This window comes from Microbacterium sp. SORGH_AS_0454 (assembly GCF_031453395.1).
GTDB lineage: Bacteria > Actinomycetota > Actinomycetes > Actinomycetales > Microbacteriaceae > Microbacterium.
On sequence record NZ_JAVIYS010000001.1, the window covers coordinates 2,692,567 to 2,710,819 of the forward strand.

27 protein-coding genes and 2 tRNA genes are annotated in these 18,253 nt (G+C 69.1%); 17 read left to right on the forward strand and 12 right to left on the reverse strand.

Translation table 11 applies throughout. From position 1 onward, the window contains the following. Positions 1 to 6 precede the first annotated feature (6 nt). Genes QE454_RS12920 through QE454_RS12945 form a run of 6 tightly spaced genes read left to right on the forward strand, consistent with a single transcriptional unit; the run spans position 7 to position 3,094 of the window. Entirely contained in the window at positions 7 to 237 is a 231-nt protein-coding gene (locus QE454_RS12920) for a hypothetical protein (RefSeq protein WP_307460861.1), read from the forward strand. Further along, a complete protein-coding gene (locus QE454_RS12925; protein WP_307460858.1) occupies positions 230 to 478 on the forward strand; it encodes a hypothetical protein in 249 nt (82 codons plus the stop codon). Before QE454_RS12920 ends, QE454_RS12925 begins: the two co-directional genes overlap by 8 nt. Further along, a complete protein-coding gene (locus QE454_RS12930) occupies positions 478 to 1,434 on the forward strand; it encodes a hypothetical protein (RefSeq protein WP_307460855.1) in 957 nt (318 codons plus the stop codon). The genes QE454_RS12925 and QE454_RS12930 overlap by 1 nt, the downstream gene beginning before the upstream one ends. 36 nt (positions 1,435 to 1,470) lie before the next feature. Beyond that, positions 1,471 to 1,848 carry a hypothetical protein gene (locus QE454_RS12935; RefSeq protein WP_307460852.1) on the forward strand — a complete coding sequence of 126 codons (378 nt, stop codon included), beginning with the start codon at positions 1,471 to 1,473 and terminating at the stop codon, positions 1,846 to 1,848. Further along, positions 1,845 to 2,543, forward strand: a complete 699-nt coding sequence (locus QE454_RS12940) for a hypothetical protein (RefSeq protein WP_307460850.1) — start codon at positions 1,845 to 1,847, stop codon at positions 2,541 to 2,543. Before QE454_RS12935 ends, QE454_RS12940 begins: the two co-directional genes overlap by 4 nt. Then, positions 2,540 to 3,094 (forward strand): hypothetical protein, encoded by a 555-nt coding sequence (locus QE454_RS12945; protein ID WP_307460847.1) that lies wholly within the window; start codon positions 2,540 to 2,542, stop codon positions 3,092 to 3,094. Before QE454_RS12940 ends, QE454_RS12945 begins: the two co-directional genes overlap by 4 nt. Positions 3,095 to 3,154: 60 nt before the next feature. On the opposite strand, the gene QE454_RS12950 is transcribed toward QE454_RS12945, so the two are convergent. Next, positions 3,155 to 3,370 carry a hypothetical protein gene (locus QE454_RS12950; RefSeq protein WP_307460844.1) on the reverse strand — a complete coding sequence of 72 codons (216 nt, stop codon included), beginning with the start codon at positions 3,368 to 3,370 and terminating at the stop codon, positions 3,155 to 3,157. A gap of 60 nt (positions 3,371 to 3,430) precedes the next feature. On the opposite strand from QE454_RS12950, the gene QE454_RS17320 reads away from it, so the two are divergent. Genes QE454_RS17320 through QE454_RS12960 form a run of 3 tightly spaced genes read left to right on the forward strand, consistent with a single transcriptional unit; the run spans position 3,431 to position 4,223 of the window. After that, complete coding sequence (locus QE454_RS17320) at positions 3,431 to 3,652, forward strand: type II toxin-antitoxin system HicA family toxin (protein ID WP_396652965.1); 222 nt, start codon at positions 3,431 to 3,433, stop codon at positions 3,650 to 3,652. After that, positions 3,649 to 4,029, forward strand: coding sequence for a hypothetical protein (locus QE454_RS12955; RefSeq protein WP_307460840.1), 381 nt, complete (start codon positions 3,649 to 3,651; stop codon positions 4,027 to 4,029). The genes QE454_RS17320 and QE454_RS12955 overlap by 4 nt, the downstream gene beginning before the upstream one ends. After that, the gene (locus QE454_RS12960; RefSeq protein ID WP_307460837.1) at positions 4,026 to 4,223 is read left to right on the forward strand and encodes a hypothetical protein; all 198 of its coding nucleotides are present in this window, start codon (positions 4,026 to 4,028) and stop codon (positions 4,221 to 4,223) included. Before QE454_RS12955 ends, QE454_RS12960 begins: the two co-directional genes overlap by 4 nt. Before the next feature lie 60 nt (positions 4,224 to 4,283). Here the strand turns inward: QE454_RS12960 and QE454_RS12965 are convergent, their stop codons facing one another. The 6 genes from QE454_RS12965 to QE454_RS12990 form a co-directional block, all read right to left on the reverse strand. After that, entirely contained in the window at positions 4,284 to 4,916 is a 633-nt protein-coding gene (locus QE454_RS12965) for a DUF2637 domain-containing protein (protein WP_307460834.1), read from the reverse strand. 35 nt (positions 4,917 to 4,951) lie between these two features. Then, on the reverse strand, positions 4,952 to 5,128 hold the full coding sequence (locus QE454_RS12970) for a hypothetical protein (protein WP_307460831.1): 177 nt from the start codon (positions 5,126 to 5,128) through the stop codon (positions 4,952 to 4,954). After that, a complete protein-coding gene (locus tag QE454_RS12975) occupies positions 5,125 to 6,462 on the reverse strand; it encodes a site-specific integrase (protein WP_307460828.1) in 1,338 nt (445 codons plus the stop codon). Before QE454_RS12975 ends, QE454_RS12970 begins: the two co-directional genes overlap by 4 nt. A 121-nt stretch (positions 6,463 to 6,583) precedes the next feature. Continuing rightward, positions 6,584 to 6,659: transfer RNA gene (locus QE454_RS12980), tRNA-His, on the reverse strand. 36 nt (positions 6,660 to 6,695) lie between these two features. Beyond that, complete coding sequence (orn, locus tag QE454_RS12985) at positions 6,696 to 7,322, reverse strand: oligoribonuclease (protein WP_267787135.1); 627 nt, start codon at positions 7,320 to 7,322, stop codon at positions 6,696 to 6,698. Between the two features lie 35 nt (positions 7,323 to 7,357). Next, a tRNA-Arg gene (locus QE454_RS12990) sits at positions 7,358 to 7,433 on the reverse strand. 101 nt (positions 7,434 to 7,534) lie between these two features. Between QE454_RS12990 and QE454_RS12995 the strand changes: the two genes are divergently transcribed. Next, positions 7,535 to 7,744 (forward strand): methyltransferase, encoded by a 210-nt coding sequence (locus tag QE454_RS12995; RefSeq protein WP_307460824.1) that lies wholly within the window; start codon positions 7,535 to 7,537, stop codon positions 7,742 to 7,744. A gap of 41 nt (positions 7,745 to 7,785) precedes the next feature. Here the strand turns inward: QE454_RS12995 and QE454_RS13000 are convergent, their stop codons facing one another. Beyond that, entirely contained in the window at positions 7,786 to 8,394 is a 609-nt protein-coding gene (locus QE454_RS13000; protein WP_307460820.1) for a YitT family protein, read from the reverse strand. A gap of 61 nt (positions 8,395 to 8,455) precedes the next feature. Here QE454_RS13000 and QE454_RS13005 point away from each other — a divergent pair, with 61 nt between their 5' ends. Then, positions 8,456 to 9,874 carry a PLP-dependent aminotransferase family protein gene (locus QE454_RS13005; RefSeq protein WP_210074746.1) on the forward strand — a complete coding sequence of 473 codons (1,419 nt, stop codon included), beginning with the start codon at positions 8,456 to 8,458 and terminating at the stop codon, positions 9,872 to 9,874. Positions 9,875 to 9,926: 52 nt separating this feature from the next. Here the strand turns inward: QE454_RS13005 and QE454_RS13010 are convergent, their stop codons facing one another. Next, a complete protein-coding gene (locus tag QE454_RS13010; RefSeq protein ID WP_210074748.1) occupies positions 9,927 to 10,184 on the reverse strand; it encodes a hypothetical protein in 258 nt (85 codons plus the stop codon). Positions 10,185 to 10,389: 205 nt separating this feature from the next. Between QE454_RS13010 and QE454_RS13015 the strand changes: the two genes are divergently transcribed. The 4 genes from QE454_RS13015 (at position 10,390) to QE454_RS13030 (ending at position 13,786) form a co-directional block, all read left to right on the forward strand. Further along, positions 10,390 to 10,923, forward strand: a complete 534-nt coding sequence (locus QE454_RS13015; protein ID WP_307460817.1) for a single-stranded DNA-binding protein — start codon at positions 10,390 to 10,392, stop codon at positions 10,921 to 10,923. A 91-nt stretch (positions 10,924 to 11,014) separates the two neighbouring features. Next, complete coding sequence (locus tag QE454_RS13020) at positions 11,015 to 11,512, forward strand: DUF6993 domain-containing protein (RefSeq protein ID WP_307460814.1); 498 nt, start codon at positions 11,015 to 11,017, stop codon at positions 11,510 to 11,512. A gap of 56 nt (positions 11,513 to 11,568) precedes the next feature. Then, positions 11,569 to 13,248 (forward strand): energy-dependent translational throttle protein EttA, encoded by a 1,680-nt coding sequence (ettA, locus tag QE454_RS13025; protein ID WP_307460811.1) that lies wholly within the window; start codon positions 11,569 to 11,571, stop codon positions 13,246 to 13,248. A gap of 10 nt (positions 13,249 to 13,258) precedes the next feature. Further along, positions 13,259 to 13,786: a thioesterase family protein gene (locus QE454_RS13030; protein ID WP_267787140.1), complete on the forward strand. Its 528-nt coding sequence runs from the start codon at positions 13,259 to 13,261 to the stop codon at positions 13,784 to 13,786. A gap of 136 nt (positions 13,787 to 13,922) precedes the next feature. Here the strand turns inward: QE454_RS13030 and QE454_RS13035 are convergent, their stop codons facing one another. Further along, the gene (locus tag QE454_RS13035) at positions 13,923 to 14,792 is read right to left on the reverse strand and encodes an acyl-CoA thioesterase II (RefSeq protein ID WP_307460807.1); all 870 of its coding nucleotides are present in this window, start codon (positions 14,790 to 14,792) and stop codon (positions 13,923 to 13,925) included. A gap of 53 nt (positions 14,793 to 14,845) precedes the next feature. On the opposite strand from QE454_RS13035, the gene QE454_RS13040 reads away from it, so the two are divergent. Both QE454_RS13040 and QE454_RS13045 read left to right on the forward strand, forming a co-directional pair. Then, positions 14,846 to 15,514, forward strand: coding sequence for a hypothetical protein (locus QE454_RS13040; protein WP_210074759.1), 669 nt, complete (start codon positions 14,846 to 14,848; stop codon positions 15,512 to 15,514). Positions 15,515 to 15,685: 171 nt separating this feature from the next. After that, positions 15,686 to 16,522: a cation-transporting ATPase gene (locus QE454_RS13045; RefSeq protein ID WP_307460799.1), complete on the forward strand. Its 837-nt coding sequence runs from the start codon at positions 15,686 to 15,688 to the stop codon at positions 16,520 to 16,522. Here the strand turns inward: QE454_RS13045 and QE454_RS13050 are convergent, their stop codons facing one another. Beyond that, positions 16,523 to 16,972, reverse strand: a complete 450-nt coding sequence (locus QE454_RS13050) for a globin (protein WP_210074762.1) — start codon at positions 16,970 to 16,972, stop codon at positions 16,523 to 16,525. Further along, a complete protein-coding gene (locus QE454_RS13055) occupies positions 16,969 to 18,213 on the reverse strand; it encodes a mechanosensitive ion channel family protein (RefSeq protein WP_210074764.1) in 1,245 nt (414 codons plus the stop codon). The genes QE454_RS13050 and QE454_RS13055 overlap by 4 nt, the downstream gene beginning before the upstream one ends. Between the last annotated feature and the right edge of the window lie 40 nt (positions 18,214 to 18,253).

Genomic DNA, 18,253 nt, shown 5'->3' on the forward strand with positions numbered 1-18,253 from the left:
AGAGACATGGACACCAAGCTGATCGAAGCGATCCTCGAGGAGCAGATCGCGGGCCTCCGCCAGACGGCGTCGCTCTACGTGCAGCAGCGCGCCGAGGCGCTGGCCGCCGCGCAGCAGTCGCAGGTCGCCGAGGCCGGGGTGCTCGCCCGCGTGGCCTCGGTTCAGGCGGCGCTCGACGCGCTTCGCGCCGAGCATCCGAACACCGACGTCCCCGAGTCGGAGAGCACGAGTGACTGAGCCGCGGCCGACGACTCGAGCCGAGTCGCGGGAAGCGATCAGACAGGCGCTCATCGCCTGGAAGAAGGACGGGGTCACAAACCCCGTCCTTCCCGTTTACACGGACCTCGACGGCGACGGCGTCCCCGATTTCTTCGGCCTCGACGAGAACGAGCAGGTGGTCACCGTCAGCGGTGTCACGGTGCTTGACACCGTCGCCCTGTCGCTCGGCACGGGTATCGAGCAGGGAGGGGGCTCCTGATGTTGCGCTACAGCAGCGGTGCCGTCCTCGAGGGCTCGAACGTGCGCGAGGCGCTCGAGACGGCATCCGCGATCCTCGTCGCCGAGGGCTACCCCGCGATCGTCGTGGTCGACGGCGATCGCTCCTACGACAAGCAGGTGCAGGTGTTCCTCGAGCGCTATGTGCTCGTCGGGAACGTCGGTGGCCGTCGCGTCTACGACTTCCGTTGGTGGGAGGGGCGGCAGTACGCCCGCGTCTCCCCGGAAGGGACGGTCGCGGCACCCTCGCGCACCGCGCCGCACGTGGCACGGCTGGCCGCCGACCTCGGGTGGCCCTACAACAACCGGTCGACGGGCGCGCACCGCCGACTGCAGCAGATCGGCCCGGGCCTCGGGCTGACCTGGACCGGCGTGAACTTCGGCGAGGACTGGCACTGGGAGTCTTCCCGGGGCGTCGGTCGCGTCGGGATGCCGGCATCCATCGAGATTCCGAAGGAGTGGGACGAGTTGGTAAGCGAACAGCAGATGGAAAACCTCATCCGGCGCGTCAACAATGAGAGCCGGATCAACGACTACTTCATCGTGTCGTACGCCTCGGAGTCGGGCCGCAACGGCATCGTCCTCGCGGGCCTCGGATACTGGCACCCGATGACCGGTGAGCAGTGGGAGCACTTCACCTGGCTCAAGTCCCAGCAGGGGATGACCCTGTTCAACGGGATGCAGGTGTTCACCCCGATCAACGACCGGTCGTGGGACATTCTGCGCGAGATGTGCCTGCAGGACGGCGTCGCCGAGGGCGAGGGCTTCGACTACGCGCGCATCGAGAGCATGGTGACGAAGGGGAACCTCGTCGTCGCGCCGAGCATCGACTACGCGCGGCTGGCCCAGGCGCTCAAGGACGCGGGCGTCACGTCTTCGAACTCGGTCGACGTCGCCAAGGCCGTGCGCGCCGAGCTCGCCGCGAACCCGCTCCGGTGACCCGCGCGATCCGACCCCCCGGGAAGGCAGGCCACCGTGGCTGACGGCGATATCCCCCCGTGGGTCGAGTTCGTGTTGCGGCGCCAGGGCGAGGAGTTCGCCGGCGTGAATGCGCGCCTCGACAACCTCGTGACCCGTGACGCGTTCCTGCAGGAGCAGAGCCGCGTCAATGAGAAGTTCGACGGCGTCATCCGCGACCAGGCGAAGCACGAGGCCGCGCTCGCGAGCGAGACGAGCGCGCGACTGCTCGCCGAGCGCACACTCTCCGACGCCCGGGCGCAGGAGCAAGCCGAACGCGAACGGGAGGCAGGGAACAAGCGCTGGCAGATATTCCTCACCTTCGCGTCCCCCATCGCCGGGCTCATCGTCATGTGGGTCGTCGGCGCTCTGCAGAACAACGGAGGAGCATCGTGACAGAACCCAGCATCGACACCGACACCGCGAGCACCGTCATCCCGCAGCCGCCCACCTTCCGCCGGCGGAAGCCGCAGTGGGGGCTCATCGCCGCGGTCGTCGTGCTCGTGCTCGCGACGCTCTCGGGCGTCGGCGTCGCGCTCGCCACGCAGCAGGGGCGAGTCGACGCCCAGGCCGCTCGTCTCGACACAGCGCAGGCGGAGCGGCAGGAGCTGCACGATCAGGTGAGCGAACTGGCATCCGCGCTCGGCAAGAGCCAGGAGAACGCCCTGCAGCTATACGACCAGTTGCTCGAGGCGGGGCAGGAGCCGGCCGGGGTCGACCCGCGTGTGATCCCGGGGCCGATCGGTCCCGCCGGGGAGAGTGGCGCGATCGGCCCGCGGGGCGCGACCGGTGAGCCTGGCATCGCCGGGGCGGTTGGCGCGCCAGGCGAACCCGGGAGAGACGGGGCCGATGGCGCGAACGGCGTCAACGGCTCCGACGGCGCGACGGGCGCGGCCGGCCAGAACGGTGCGGACGGCGCGCCGGGACCGGCCGGGCCGCCCGGGAGCCCCGGGCCCGCCTGCCCCAACGGGTTCGCACCGACGCTCGCGACCGTGCTCACCCTCGACAACAACGGCGACCAGACACCCCGGCAGGCGATCGTCTGCCTCCCCACCGACCCCGCACCCGCGGGAGAAGGAGCGTCACAGTGACTCTTGAAACGATCCGGCGCGGCGCGAAGTCCCTCGCGCCGAAGCTCATCGCATTCCTCGCGACCGGCCTCACGGCATCCGGCCTCATCGCCGCCCTGCAGTGGGCGGGCCTCGTGCTCGGCTGGACGTGGACGATCTCGCCCACCCTCGCGACCATGATCGTCGGCGGCCTGGCATCCGTCGCCGCCTTCATCCAGCGCGATCACCTGCTCGACCTCGCGCCCGCGCAGCTCGCCGGGAAGGTCGCCGTGTTCGTCGTGACCTCGATCTCCGCGGTGTCCGTCGTCGCCTTCGCCGCAGAAATCGGCATCGACCTGTCCGGGTGGTCGCCCCTGATCGGTGCAGCCCTCACCCTGCTCGCGACGGCCGCCGGCTACGTCAAAGCCGACAAGGTCGTCATCGACGCCGGCACCGCCGACGGAGGCCGCGTCCCCGTGGTGACCTCCCTGTCGGAACGCACGCGCCCGCTGACGCCCGGCGACCTCGACGAACCCGCGCACCCCGCGGCAATCGCCCTGCTCGACGCACCCCCGCGCGCATCCAACGTGTGACGAACGAAGCCCCCCCCTCCGCCACGGCGGGGAGGGGGGCTTTTCGTCGTGCCCGGGCGGCTACTCGAGCAGGCCGCGCTCGCGGTACGCGCGCACGCGCTCCTCGAAGGCGGCGCGGCGCTCGCGCTGATAGGGCGTCTGCAGGGCCGGGGCGTCGGTCACGTCGACACCGTCGCGGTGTGGGCGCTCCCACGGTGGGTCGCTCCCGGCGCGCAGGTAGACCAGTTCGGTGTGCTCATCGACGCGGCCGGGGACCGCGCCCTCTCGAGGGTTCATGCCCGGAGCGTACGTGCGCACTCCGACATTCCCATATTGTCTAGTCCGACTTGACTAGAAATGTCTAGTCCGCCTAGACTATTCTCATGGTCAGTGAGCAACCCACCCCAAAAGGTCGTGAAGATGATGCGGAAGGCCGGATGGACGCCACTTCGCACGGTCGGATCACACACGGTCTGGGAGTCGCCCGAGGGGGCGAAGTTCACTCTGCCAGACGGACACCGGACCATCAGCCCCGGTGTCTACCGGAACCTGCTGAAAGCGATGGGAGAGAGCGCATGAACAAGCTGTACGCGACCGCCACCCGCGAGGGAAAGTGGTGGATGATCCGCATTCCCGAGATCGAAGGGCTCACCCAGGCTCGCCGTCTCAGCGATGCGGATGAAGCCGCACGCGAGTACGTCGCCGTCACCCTCGACGTTCCTCTTGAGGATGTGCAGGTGGACGTGAAGGTCGCATGGATCGGTGACCTCGACGTCGACCGCGCAATGCACGAGATCACGGAGGCTCGCACGAGTGCGTTAAAGCTCGAGCGCGAGGCCAGCGAGTGCGCCGTCGCGCTCGCGAAACACCTCGCCGCGAAGGACGTTCCGCTCCGGGATATCGGAGCGATCATGGGCGTCTCGCACCAGCGCGCCGGTCAGTTGGTGAGCGCTTGACCGACCACCTCGACGCCGAGGACCGCGCGACCGTTGCGCTCGCCGATCTCTCCGACGTCGCCGAACGAACCTCGCGGCATGACCCCGACTTCGATCCCGAGCGTCTCGCCGCGGCCGTAGACCGCGCACAGCGTGCGCTCGACGAATGGGCACGCGCGCTTCGCGATCTTCACCGCCCGAACGACGACGACTGATACGACAGAACGCCCCCGCCACCGGAAGTCGGTGAGCGGGGGCGTTCTGTCGTTGCAGGGCTAAGCCGCGATCTCGGATGCCGAGGCCGCGGCGCGCTCGAGTACGCGGGACACCGTCGTCTTGGACACCCCGACCGTGTCGGCGATCGCCGCGTAGGACAGGTTGTGCTCGGCGCGGAGGGCGATGATCCGGGCGTCGCGGTCCTCGGGCTCAGCATCCGGCACCTCGACGAGCACGGGCGGGATCTCGACGACGTCGGCGCGCGGCGGCTCGGGCTCGAGCACGGCATCCGCGGCCTCGGCATCCGGCGGCGCGATGATGAGCCGGCCGATGGTGTGGGTCGTCAGCACGACGGCAACCGGCGCCAGACCGGCGATCACCATGCCGAGGGCCGTGCGCAGAGCGTCGGGGGAGTCGCCCCACGCGTGCACGGCGTTGGCGACGACGGAGAGCACAGCGAACAGGGTGAGCGCAGCCCACGCGAGCCGAGCGCTCTCCCCTCGAGCGCGGAACACCCACGCCGCGATCGTGTAGACGAGGATCGAGCCGTCGATCGTCACGGGCACGGCCCACGACAGCTCGCCTGGCACGCGAGCCCACCCCGCGGCCTCCGCGAGCCCGGCGTACGACAGCAGGAACGAGACGGCGAACAGCGTCACCGTGCCGACGAGCGCGACGACGAGCATGGGCATGGCGTCCGGGTTCGCCCGGGCCGGTCGACGGGCGCTCACGGCTGCACCGCCGCGGGCTCGAAGATGGGCAGCCCGATCGCGTCGCGCCGACGGCGACGCTCGTACGTGACGCCGAGCCAGACGAAGCGCACCGCCGTCTTCGGCCGGTGCTGGATGAGGCTCTTGCCGATGCCGTAGGCGCGCACACGCACCTGCTCTTTCTGCGCGCTCATCGTGCCGACACCTCCCAGTCGCCGTCGTCGTCCCCGTCGGCGTCGAACACTTCGAGTTCGGCCGCCTCGAGCACGTCGGCGTCGAGATCCTGTGCGGATGCCGCGGCGTCGAGCGCGCGCTGCTCGTCCATCGCGTTCAGGGCGGGGGAGGCGTGCCCGACGTCGAGGGTGGCGGCGATCGCCACGGCCATTTGCTCGTGCGCGTCGGGCACGAGGTGGCCGTAGGTGTTGACCGTCGTCGTGATGCTCTCGTGGCCGAGGCGCGCCTGAATGTACGGGAGCGGGACGCCGGCGGCGATCATCCACGACGCGTGCGTGTGGCGAAGGTCGTGGGGAACGGGGCGACGGGTGAGCGGCGTCAAGCCGAGCGACTCGCAGAGCGGTCGGTCCATCGCCTTCGCCACGGCGTTGTTCCACGTCGTCGAGTTGAACCGCGGATACCAGATCCGCGTGCCCGACTGGGGGCCGACGAAGATCAGGTCGTCACCGGCGGCGTCGCCGCGCGGGGGAAGCCCGGCCACGAGCCCGGCGTGCATCGACACCGTGCGGTTCGCGCGGGACGACTTCGGGATGCCGAGGAGCGGAGAGCCCTTCGCCGACTTCTTCCACGCCTTGTCGACGCGCGCGGTCGACGGGTTCGTCCACAAGGTGAGATCGGACCACGTCAGCGCGGTCGCCTCGCCCCATCGCATCCCGGTCGACGCGAGGAAAAACACCAGCGGCTTGTAGTGCGGCGCGACGAAGTGCATGAGCGTGTGGAACTGCTCGGGGGAGAGGAACACGTTCGGGCGCTTCTGCCCCTTCGACAGCCGCATCTTGTAGGCGGGGTTGTCGTCGCGCAGCTTCGCGTCCATCGCGGCCTTGAGCACGCTCGAGAGCAGGGCGTGGTAGTTCTTCACGGTCTTGGCCGCGACGAACTCGCCCTTGCGTCGCTTCGAGGGCTGCTTCTCCTGCCACGCGACCCACCGGCCGACGTCGGTGCGCTCGATCGTGTCGACGGGCAGCTCGCCGAGGACGCGGAGGAACGAGATCTCGGCCTGGGCGACGTAGCCCGCCCGCGTGCCGTCTTCGATACCTGTCAGCATCCCGGACTCATGGTCGAGGTAGCGGGCGGTGAACTGCCGCAGCGTCGGCGCGGCGTTCGCGCCCTGCCGGCGGCGCTCGAGCACGCTCAGCGCGGCGCGGCCGCCGATCTGTTCGACGAGATCCTTGAACTCGTACGCGCCGACAGGATCTTCGAAACTCTCTTGCTTCTGCTTGCCGTCCACGCGGAACCGCACTCGGAAGGTTTCGGCTCCATTGGACGCCGAGACGCGGGTGTCAACACTTGCCATTGGTCACTCACTTCTGCGCGATTCCGCGCGACGTGCGTGTTCCGTTCGGCTAGTACGACCTCTCGATGTGGGCAAGATGTGGGCAAACCGTTTCCGGTGCCCCGTTTTCCCTTGTGTTTATTGGGGTGGCTAACGGGACTTGAACCCGCGACCCCCGCGACCACAACGCGGTGCTCTACCGACTGAGCTATAGCCACCATGTGCCTGCCGAAGCAGACAACTGAACGATTATGTCATACGTCCAGCGCGAACGACGACACGGCCGTGGCCGAGACGGCCTTGGCCTCTTCGCTCGTCGGGCCCGGCTGCGGCACGAAGACCGCCGCACGGTAGTAGGCGAGTTCGCGGATCGATTCGCGAATGTCGGCGAGCGCGCGGTGCCCGCCGTTCTTCGCCGGGGCCTGGAAGTAGGCGCGCGGGTACCAGCGGCGCGACAACTCCTTGATGCTGGACACATCGACGTTGCGGTAGTGCAGCCAGCGATCGACCCGCGGCATGTACTTCGCCAAGAACATGCGGTCCGTGCCGATCGTGTTGCCCGCGAGGGGTGCTTTGCCCTCGACCGGTGCGAAGCGCTGGATGTACTCGAGGGTCTGGAACTCGGCATCCGCCAGGCTCACACCGTTCGGGATCTCGTCGAGAAGCCCGGAGGAGCGGTGCATCTCGGTGACGAACTCGCCCATGTTGGCGAGAGCGGAGTCGTCGGGCTTGATGACGATCTGGAAGCCCGGGTCGAGCACGTTCAGCTCGAAATCGGTGATGACGACCGCGATCTCGACCAGCTCGTCGACGCCGAGGTCGAGGCCTGTCATCTCGCAGTCGATCCAGACGAGCCGGTCGTTCTCGGAGGCGTTTACCATTCCCACATCCTAGTGAGGGGTTCCGGCACCGGTTCTGGTCCCCCAGACACGATTCGAACGTGTGACCGGCGGATTAGAAGGCCGCTGCTCTATCCACTGAGCTACTGGGGGTCGAATCCAGGATATCGCCCGGTCCCGCCACGCCGCGCCAGCCCCTGGCGCGTCCGCCGGGGCGGCGGTATATTCCGGGCATCGAGAGCAAAGGAGCGCTCATGTCCGAGACGGCGACACGACGAATCTGGGTGGCCTACGGGCCCAACGGAGTCGTGGGCAAGATCCAGAAGGATGCAGACGGCTATCGCGTCCACATGGCGGGTAAAGACGCCCCGTTGGGGGTGTACCCCTCGATGGAGATCGCGAAGAACGCGGTGCACTCCCACCTGAAGCACGGAAGCGAGCGGCCGGAGTTCCGCGAGCACTGAGGGCGGCAGGCCCGGTCGCGCAGGGCTTTCTCCGCGCTGACTCAGGCGTTCGCCACGGCGCGCGGACGACTCACGGGCTTCGGCGTGGCGAACAGGGGCAGAGCGAGGTGGACCAGCGGTCCGATGCCCAGGGCGAACACGACGGTACCGATTCCCACGGTGCCGCCGAGGAGCCACCCCAGAGTCAGCACGGATCCCTCGACGCCGAGCCGGCAGGCCCAGATGGGCCGGCCGAAGCGCAGGTTCATGCCCGTCATGAGCCCGTCTCTGGGGCCGGGTCCGAAGTGGGCTCCGATGTAGAGCCCGGATGCCACGGCCACCAGCACGACGCCGGCGACCAGCATGAGCGCCTGGAGCCAGAAGGCGTCGGGGTGGGGGAGGAATCCCAGGGTCAGTTGAAGGCTCGTGCCCACCAGCAGGATGTTCGCCACGGTTCCGACACCCGGCTTCTGACGCAGCGGGATCCACAGGAGCAGGACGCCCACTCCGACGATGTTCGTGATCCAGCCGATCCCGATCCCCGTGACGCGGGAGAGGCCCTGCGCGAACACGGTCCAGGGGTCGACGCCGAGGCCGGCGGCGACGGTGACGGCACAGCCGAGGCCGTACAACACGAGTCCGACGAGGAGGCGGGCGATCCGAGAAGGCATGGACAGATCCAATCACGCGATTGGCTTTTGGTAAGGATGCCAATTCGACTACGGTGGCCGCATGGACTCGCGCGTATCGGCTCGCACGCTCGCCTCGTCTCTCGGCGGATGGCGAGGCAAGGGCCCGGCCTACGAGGCCCTCGCCGATGGGGTTCGCCTGCTCTGTCTGGACAACCGGCTCGCTCCCGCCACCGCGCTCCCCGCCGAGCGCGAGCTCGCCGCAGCGCTCGGGGTGAGCCGGACGACGGTGGCGGCCGCCTATCAGAGCCTTCGCGATACCGGGCACATCGAAAGCCTTCGCGGCAGCGGCAGCGTGACCCTGCCCCTGCGCCGCACCGACCCCGGCCGTCACGAGCTCGATGCCGAAACGATCGACCTGCAGCAGGCGAGCCCGGCGGCGTGGCCCGGTCTGCCGGGCGTCATGGCCGAGGTCGTTCAAGACGCCCCCGCGCTCGTCGCTCGGATCGGCTACGACGTCGTCGGCGATCTCGGGCTGCGCCAGGCGATCGCCGAGCACTATCGCGATCGGGGGTTCCCGACCTCGCCCGATCAGATCCTGGTGACCACGGGCGCTCAGAGCGCCATCCATCTGATTGCCTCGGTCCTGCTCCACCGGGCGGATCGGGTCATGATCGAGACTCCCACCTACCCGCACGCCGCCGAAGCCTTCCGCCGTGTCGGCGCCCGCCTCGTGGGGGTGCCCGTCTCGCCCGCTCAGGGGTGGGATCTGGAGCGAGCGGAGCAGACGTTCGCGCGAGCCCTGCCTTCGCTGGCCTATCTCATGCCGGATTTCCACAACCCGACCGGCAGGACGATGACCGCCGCGGAGACCGAGGCGTTTCTCATCGGCGCGCGTTCGGTCGGCACGCTGCTGGTGATCGACGAGACCACCGCCCAGCTGGACATCGACCGCGCAGTCGGCCCGGCGCCCTTCACGGACGATGAGCGCGTCATCCGTGTCGGATCCCTCGGCAAGACGGTGTGGGGCGGATTGCGTATCGGATGGGTACGCGCGGCGCCCGACATCGTGCGTCGACTGGCGAGTGGTCGCCCCGTGCACGATCTGGGCACCCCCGAGCTCGAACAGGCTGTCGCCGCCCGGCTGATTCCTCGTCTCGGTGAGATCGCGGCGCAGCGTGGGACGCTCCTGCGAGCCGGTCGCGACTGCCTCGTTCCAGAACTGCGGCGGGTGTTCCCCGAGTGGGACGTCCCCGACGTGCACGGCGGCGTGTCGCTGTGGGTGGGGATCGGCGAGCCGCTCAGCACTCCATTGGTCATGTCCGCGCGTGCGCGCGGACTGGCCTTGTCGGCGGGGTCGCGGTTCGCGGTCGAAGGGGGGCATGACCGACGATTGCGCGTCCCGTTCACTGCGGCCCCGTCGACCCTGCAGCGGGCTGTCGCTCTTCTGCGCGAGGCATGGGACGACGTCCGCGGGGGAGGCGCGATTCCCTCGCGCACAGACTTCGCGACCGTGGTGTGAGCCCCGATACGACTTCGCGCGAGGAACTGCGTCCTGAACCCGGCCCCGGGCCTCAGCGCAGGTAACGGAGGCACTCGACGGCGTCTGCGGAGGACCAGAACTCCCCGAGGCGCCGGAAGCTTCCGGAGGCGGTGTGAAACCGCTCCGCGGCGTATCGCCAGCCCCCGTCGGCGGCGATCGCGCGGATGTGGCCGACCACGATGCCGCGCGGATCGGCGATGCGCCACAGGCCCGCGGCGACATGCGTCGCCGCTCCCCACCCGGCCGGACGCGGGGCCGGAGCGAGATCGTTCCACAGTGCCGTGCTCATGCGACGACGGTAGAACCAACCTCCGACATTGACCGGGGCGAGCGAGTGAGTGCCTCCTCCCCAGGTGAGAAACCGCGCGATCCCTCCACAAAGTTGCGGAAGCGCCTCGAAGGACCGGCTCGGTCCGGTCATTCTGGGCCTGGCTCCGGCATCCGTCGGGCACACGGATGCCGGAGCGCACACCACGTCGAGAGGAACCAAGAACATGAGCGATCACATCACCCTGGTGGGCAACATCGTCGGAGAACTGGAGCAGCGCTCCACGCGCGGGGGAGGTCCCATCGCGGCGTTCCGCCTCGCGGTCGGAGAGCGAAAGCTCGACCGCGAGCGGGGGGAGTGGGTGGACGGTCACACGAACTACTACAACGTCTCCGCGTTCGGTGACCTGGGGGCACACGCACTGCACTCGCTCAGAAAGGGCCAGCGGGTCGTTCTGACCGGTCGCTTGCGGCTGCGCGAGTGGGAGAACGAGGTCAAACGCGGCATCAGCGCAGACGTGGTGGCCGACGCCATCGGCCATGATCTGCGCTGGGGCACTACGCGCTTCGAGAAGGCGGCCAAAGCGCCGGGATCCTCCGCCGCGACAGGGCATGAGGCGGCGGATCCGTCGGCGGAGGAGGCCTGGGCGATTCCCGGTGGAGCAGACGAGGGTGCACCCGGCGTCGAGTTGGTCGGTGCGGGTGCGGCCCCGGCTGACGGCGGTTCGTCGTCGGAGGCGGGGTCGAGCGGTCCGTTCTGACGCGGGTCTTCGAGGCGGCGCGGGGCCGGGGCCACGCACGTCCGCGTGCGGCAGCCAGGAGCAGCGCGGGAGGGTACGTAGACTCGGTCGCGTGTCTCGCCTTCTCGGTCGTCCCCTCGCCGCCCTGACCCTCGTCGCGGTGCTGGGCCTCGCGGGCTGCACCGGCCAGTCGCCCACCCCCGGTCCCATCGAGACGACGGAACCGTCCGCCTCCGTCGTCGACACGCCCTCTTCGGCCCCCACGGCCGCCGCGACGCCGACGCTGGTCGCGGGGGGAACGGCGGCAGAGAACCTGCCGTTCTTCACGCAGGTCGTCCGCGGCGTCTGGTCGGGGCCCAACCAGGTCGCCGGACGCGCCTACATCGACGCCCTGGCGGCGGCGGGCTTCGACAAGGCAGCGATGCAGGTCACTGCCGACCAGACGACCGTCGACAACCCCGCGGAGAGCATCGAGTTCTCGGTCCGGCTCGGCGACCAGTGTCTCGTCGGCCAAGTCGGTCCCTCGATCGGCAACCCCGTCACCGCGGTGCTGCCGGGCCTGTCGTCCGGCGGGTGCCTGATCGGCCAGACGAGGGCGATCGACTGGTGACGCAGGGCTGACGGCACGTCAGCGGAATGTCCCATCGCCCCTAGACTGAGAGGGTTATGGCGGAATACATCTACTCCATGGTCCGCGCTCGCAAGTCTGTGGGCGACAAGCTGATTCTCGACGACGTCACGATGTCGTTCCTGCCCGGTGCCAAGATCGGCATGGTCGGACCGAACGGTGCGGGTAAGTCGACGATCCTGAAGATCATGGCCGGGCTCGACGTCCCGTCCAACGGCGAAGCGCGGCTCAGCCCGGGCTTCACCGTCGGGATCCTCATGCAGGAACCCGAGCTCGACGACACCAAGACCGTGCTGGAGAACATCCAGGACGGCGTGGCGATCAAGCCCAAACTCGATCGCTTCAACGAGATCTCGGCCCTCATGGCCGATCCGGACGCCGACTTCGACGCGCTCCTCGCCGAGATGGGCACGTTGCAGGAAGAGATCGACGCCGCCGACGGCTGGGATCTCGACTCGCAGCTCGCCCAGGCGATGGACGCCCTGCGCACCCCGCCGGCCGACGCCTCCGTCGTTCCGCTCTCCGGTGGAGAGCGCCGTCGTGTCGCCCTGGCGAAGCTCCTGCTGCAGAAGCCCGACCTGCTGCTTCTCGACGAGCCCACCAACCACCTCGACGCCGAGAGCGTGCTGTGGCTCGAGCAGCACTTGAAGGCCTACAAGGGCGCGGTCATCGCGATCACCCACGACCGGTACTTCCTCGACAACGTCGCGGAGTGGATCGCCGAGGTCGACCGTGGTCACCTGTACCCCTACGAAGGCAACTACTCGACGTACCTCGAGAAGAAGGGGCAGCGCCTCGAGGTCCAGGGCAAGAAGGACGCCAAACTCGCCAAGCGCCTGAAAGAGGAGCTGGAGTGGGTGCGCTCCAACGCCAAGGGCCGCCAGGTCAAGTCGAAGGCGCGCCTCGCTCGTTACGAAGAGATGGCGGCCGAGGCCGAGCGCACGCGCAAGTTGGACTTCGACGAGATCCAGATCCCCGCGGGTCCGCGTCTCGGTGGCATCGTCATCGACGCCAAGAAACTCGAGAAGAGCTTCGGCGACCGCTCGCTCATCAGCAACCTCAGCTTCAACCTGCCCCCGAACGGCATCGTCGGTGTCATCGGCCCGAACGGTGTGGGAAAGACCACGCTCTTCAAGACGATCGTGGGTCTCGAGCCGCTCGACGGTGGTTCGCTCAAGATCGGCGAGACCGTCAAGATCAGCTACGTCGACCAGTCCCGCGCCGCGATCGACCCCGAGAAGACTCTGTGGGAGGTCGTCTCCGACGGACTCGACATCATCACCGTCGGCAAGACGGAGATCCCGTCGCGCGCCTACGTGTCGAAGTTCGGATTCAAGGGACCCGACCAGCAGAAGAAGGCCGGGGTGCTCTCCGGTGGTGAGCGCAACCGCCTGAACCTCGCCATGACGCTCAAGGAGGGCGGTAACCTGCTGCTCCTCGACGAGCCCACCAACGACCTCGATGTCGAAACCCTGAGCTCGCTCGAGAACGCCCTTCTCGAGTTCCCCGGTTGCGCCGTGGTCATCACGCACGACCGGTGGTTCCTCGACCGCATCGCCACGCACATCCTCGCCTACGAGGGCAACGAGGATCACCCCGACCAGTGGCACTGGTTCGAGGGCAACTTCGAGGCGTACGAGGCCAACAAGATCGAACGCCTCGGCGCCGACGCGGCCAATCCGTCGCGGTCCTCCTACCGCAAGCTCACGCGTGACTGACGATTCCGCCGTGAGCACTCCCGACGAGGGTCCGGCCGCTGCCGGGCCCTCGCGGGTGCACGTGCCGATCCACCTCCGGTGGGGCGATCTCGATGCGCTCGGGCATGTCAACAACACCTCGATGCTGAAGCTGCTCGAAGAGGCACGCCTGCGCGCCTTCTGGTTCAGCGACGGCGAAGGCGAGCCCCTGCCGACGGCGGTGTTCGACATGGACGTGCTCGAGAGCGGCGGCGACCGGGCCACGCTGATCGCGCGTCAAGAGATCGAGTACCTGCGTCCCGTGCCCTACAGCCAGCGTCCCCTCGACGTGCGGATGTGGATCGGTGCGATGGGCGGCTCCAGCGCCGACATCTGCTACGAGGTCTATAGCCCCGTCGGAGACGCCGAACGCGTTCTCTATGCCCGGGCCACCGCTGTCACGGTGCTCGTCGACACGGCGACCGGTCGGCCGACCCGCTGGACCGAGGCGGAGCGTGCGGCCTGGGCGCCGTACACCGGAGACCCGATCGAGTACCGCCGCCGTTCCTCACGCGGCTGACGCCGACATCACCCCAGAGCTTCGAGGTCGCCCGCCGTTCTCCATCGGCGAGCTCCCAGTTCTCGGCGGGTGCGACGCGCCGCCGGCCTCGAGCCTCGCCCCGCGAACGGAGTCGCCGGGGTGCCGGCATCCGGGATCAGTCTCGCGGGACGCGCACCATGACCTCTTGCGCGACACTGGCCAATAGGGCGCCGTCACGCGTGTAGATCCTGCCCGTCGCGAGACCGCGGCCACCGCGGGCGTTGGGGGACTCCTGCACGTACAGCAACCAGTCGTCGACACGGCCGGGGCGGTGCCACCACATCGCGTGGTCCAGGCTCGCGACCTTGAGCCCGGGGGCGTTCCACGCCACGCCGTGCGCGCGCATGATCGACTCCTGGATCGTGAGGTCGCTCAGGTATGCGAGAGCGGCGCGGTGAACGGCCGGGTCGTCGGTGATCGCGCGACGCAGCCTCATCCAGACCGCCTGTCGCGGAACCTGCGGCCCGTCCGCAGACGCATATAGCGGCGAGGTCACGTGTCGGACATCGACGGGGCTCTCCGAGAAGATCCGTCGGCTGACCGGGTGCAGGGCGTCGACGTCGAGGACGGGGGCGTCCTCGGGCTGCGGGATGCCGCCGGGCATCGGCTCGAAGTGCTCGAGACCCGGGTCCTCGTCCTGGAAGGACGCGATCATCGAGAAGATGGGCACACCCGACTGGAACGCCTGGGTCCGCCGGGTCGAGAAGGAACGACCGTCGTGGATGCGATCGACCGAGAAGGTGATCCCGTCCGTCGGATCCCCGGGGCGAAGGAAGTAGCCGTGCATCGAGTGCACGGATCGCTCGGGCGGGAGGGTTCGCGAGGCGGCCACGACGGTCTGTGCGAGAACTTGTCCGCCATAGACGCGCCCGGTCGGCATGGGCTGCGACACCCCCGTGAAGATGTCTTCGGTCGTGCGCGCTCCCGCGTCGCGCAGGTCGAGCACGGCGAGCAGCGACGCCACGGGATCGATGGCCTCGGACACACTGACTCCCGTTCCGGCGCGATGAACCCGCACCGCTTGATAGTTTAGGGCGGGTGTCCGCGCGCCTGTTGTTCCCCGACCCGCAGGCGGCAGCCGACCTGCTCACTTTCGCCGCCCGAACGATCCGCCTCGGTGACGGCACCGTGCGACTGCGCGCCGACGGCGGAGTACTCGTCGCGACGGCCGCACCGCTCGCCCCGCGGGGGCTGCTCGATGCGACCCCGACGGTCCTGGGCCTTCGCGTGTCGGCCATCGACCCCGAGCTCGAATGCGACGTGGTCGTCGACGCCTCGGCCCTGCTTCCCGCTCCCGACGACGCCTCCGCCGTCGTGCTGCCCGAGACCGCGACGTCTCCCGCCTGGGCCGGCATCTCGCCCCCTCGCGGAGGGTGGGAACAGACGGATGCCGTCGACGCGGCCGTTCTGGCATCCCGAGCCCAGTACGGCGTCGCCGCCGTCGCCGACGCGCTCCCCGCCGACGCGGGTGAAGACGTCGTGCGGCTCGTGCGGGCTCAGGTGTGGGGTCAGCCCGACGACGCTCTCGGCGGACTGCCGCTGGGTACGGCCTTCGCGGCTTTCGCCCTGGGTTTCATCGCCGGGTCCGAAGAGGCCCCCGTGCGTCGCAGCGGCGCCTGGACGCGCGTGAGCCTCGCGCGTGGCCACGTGCTGGTGCGCGGGCCGGTGCGTTCCGGACTCACTGCCGTCCGCGCGACGGGCAGCTGATCCAGCAAGCGCACAGCTGGCGTCATTACGCTGAGGAACAGCAAGGGGAGTACTCCCGTCGCGGCGTATCCGTCATCACGAGTCCACGGTTGGATTCCGGGTACGTCGGTCCGTAAGGGCGGAGGAGACCTTGACGTCGCGGCCGCGTGCCGCCCGTCGAGAGGTTCCTCCATGGTCTCGTTCTCCCGTCTGTTCGATCTCGCTTCCAAGGCTGCGGGGAAGGCCTCGTCCTCGCAGCGCACGCCGGGCGCCGCCGGCGGCAAGGACTGGCGCGACATGGTGCGCTCGGCGGCTGACGCGGTCACGGGCGATCGCCGCCCGAATCCCCCGCACGCGGCGGCGCCGAACGGCTATGCCCCGCCCGCGTCGCAGGGCCGTTACGCCCCGCCGGCCTCTTCTCGTACGTCATCGACGCTGTCGACCGAGGACCGCGCGGCGATCGCCCGTTACGACTACCTCGTGCGCACGGCCGACCCCGATCGGGTGGAGCAGATGCACCGTGAGGCCTTCGCCCGCCTCACCCCGGCGCAACGCGCGCTGGTGAAGGAGCGGATGGATGCCGATCTGGCTCCGCACGAGCGTCCCCGCACCGACGCCGCCGATGATCTCGCGCGCACCGCTGCGCGGGCGGAGGCCGCGCGGCCCGGACGCATGTCGGGGCTGTTGGCCAAGGCCGGGCGCGGAGGCCTCCTCGGTGCCGGCATCGTGGGGGCCGGGGGACTGCTGGCCGCGGTGGCCGGAGGCGCGGTCGTCAGCGCCGTCGCCGGCCCGCTGCTGGCTCAGGCCGGACAGCTGGGCGTCGACTTCACGGGGCTCGCGGAGGGCGTCGACCTGGAGGCCATGGCATCCGGAGTCGATCTCACCTCGCTCGCGGAGGGCGCGGGGATCGGCGAGTGGGCGGGAGGCGCACAGGACGCCGTGTCGGGAGCGGGTGAGCACATCAGCGGATTCGGTGACGGGCTGTCCAACCTCGACATCCCCGGATTCGGAGACTTCCTCGGGCGGTGATCAGTCGCTCGCGCGGACCGGGAGCCCGGTATCGGGACGTCCGCCCTGCTGCGGGCCGATACCGCGTGACTCGAACGTGTTGACCATCGCGTAGGCCGCCCGTTCGAGGTAATCCCACAGGGGTGCTTCGAACGCGGGCGGCAGGGCGATCTCGTCGACGGCCGTGCGCATGTGCCGCAGCCACCGGTCGCGGGCGTCGGGGTCGACGTGGAAGGGCATATGGCGCATCCGCAGGCGCGGGTGCCCGCGCGTCTCACCGTAGGTGGTCGGGCCGCCCCAGTACTGGGCGAGGAACAGGGTCAGCCGCTCGGCTGCAGGGCCGAGGTCCTCCTCGGGGTACATCGGCTTCAGTACCTCGTCCGAGGCGACCCCGCGGTAGAACGCGTCGACCAACCGGCGGAAGGTGTCCATGCCCCCGACCTGGTCGTAGAAGGTCACAGGCTCGGTCATGTCTGGTCCTTGTCGTCGGCGCGCACGGCCGGGGGAGTGGGCTTGGGCGTGTCGGCTCCGGGGGCGGGAGGCAGGTCCACCACGGCGGTAGGCGTGTCGTCGCGGACGGTCTTCTTCTTCACCTTGGGTGTCGACGTGTCCGCTGCGTGATCCTCCACGATCTCGGACACGTCCAGCTTGCTGCGGCGGGGCCGCCAGATGGGCCGGCTCGCGGCGACGGTGACCTGGGTCTCCTTGGTCTTGGGCGGGTGTGCGCCACGCACGCTCTGTGCGCCCTCGGCGCCTGTCAGAACGATCGAGTTCAGCTGCGGGAGGGCGATGCCCATCGCGTCGATCGCCTTCTTCAGGCGCGCGCGCAGTTCTCGGGCCACGTCGTCCTTCGCGCTCGAGCGTGTCTTCATCACGAGCCGGATGACGAGGGCATCGCCGCTGATCGATTCGAGGCCCCAGATCTCGGGCTGCTCGATGATGCGCGAGCGCCACTTCGTCTCTTTCGCCATCGTCTTCGCCGCGGTGAGCATGGCCTTCTCGACGTCGTCGATATCGGCGTCCACGGGCACGGCGAGGTCGATGATGACGCGGGACCAGCCCTGCGACATGTTGCCGATGCGGGTGATCTCGCCGTTGCGGACGTACCAGAGCGTGCCGTTGACGTCGCGGACGTGGGTGATGCGGACGCTGACGAACTCGACGATGCCCGTCGCGAGCCCGAGATCGACGACGTCGCCGATGCCGATCTGGTCCTCGGCGACGATGAAGATCCCGTTGAGGACGTCTTTGACGATGTTCTGCGCGCCGAAGCCGAGACCGGCGCCGATCGCCGCGGTGAGCAGGGTCAGCGAGGCGAGGGCGTTCGGAGCGACGATGCTGGCGATCCAGACGAGGGCGACGATCACGAGGATGACGTTGACGATGTTCTGCAGGATCGTGCCGAGTGTGCGCGTGCGCTGCACGAGGCGCACCGCGTTGAGCGGAGAGCGATCGAGCGCCTGCGTGTCGTCCACACGCGCCTTGCTCTTGGCCCCGTTGACGATGCGATCGACCACGCGCCGAATGATCAGGCGAAGCAGCCAGGCACCCACGGCCACACCCACGATGATCCCGAGGATCTGCAGCAGCGTGCCGCCGAAGCTCAGCAGTTGGCCGCCGATCCAGCCCCACGTGTCCGGGTTGGCGAGATCGCTCGGCGACGTGATCGAGGGCGACGGGGTCGGTTCGGGGTTTTCGGCGAGAACGAACATCGGCTTCAGCCTAACGACGGATGCCTCGGCGCCGGCTGAG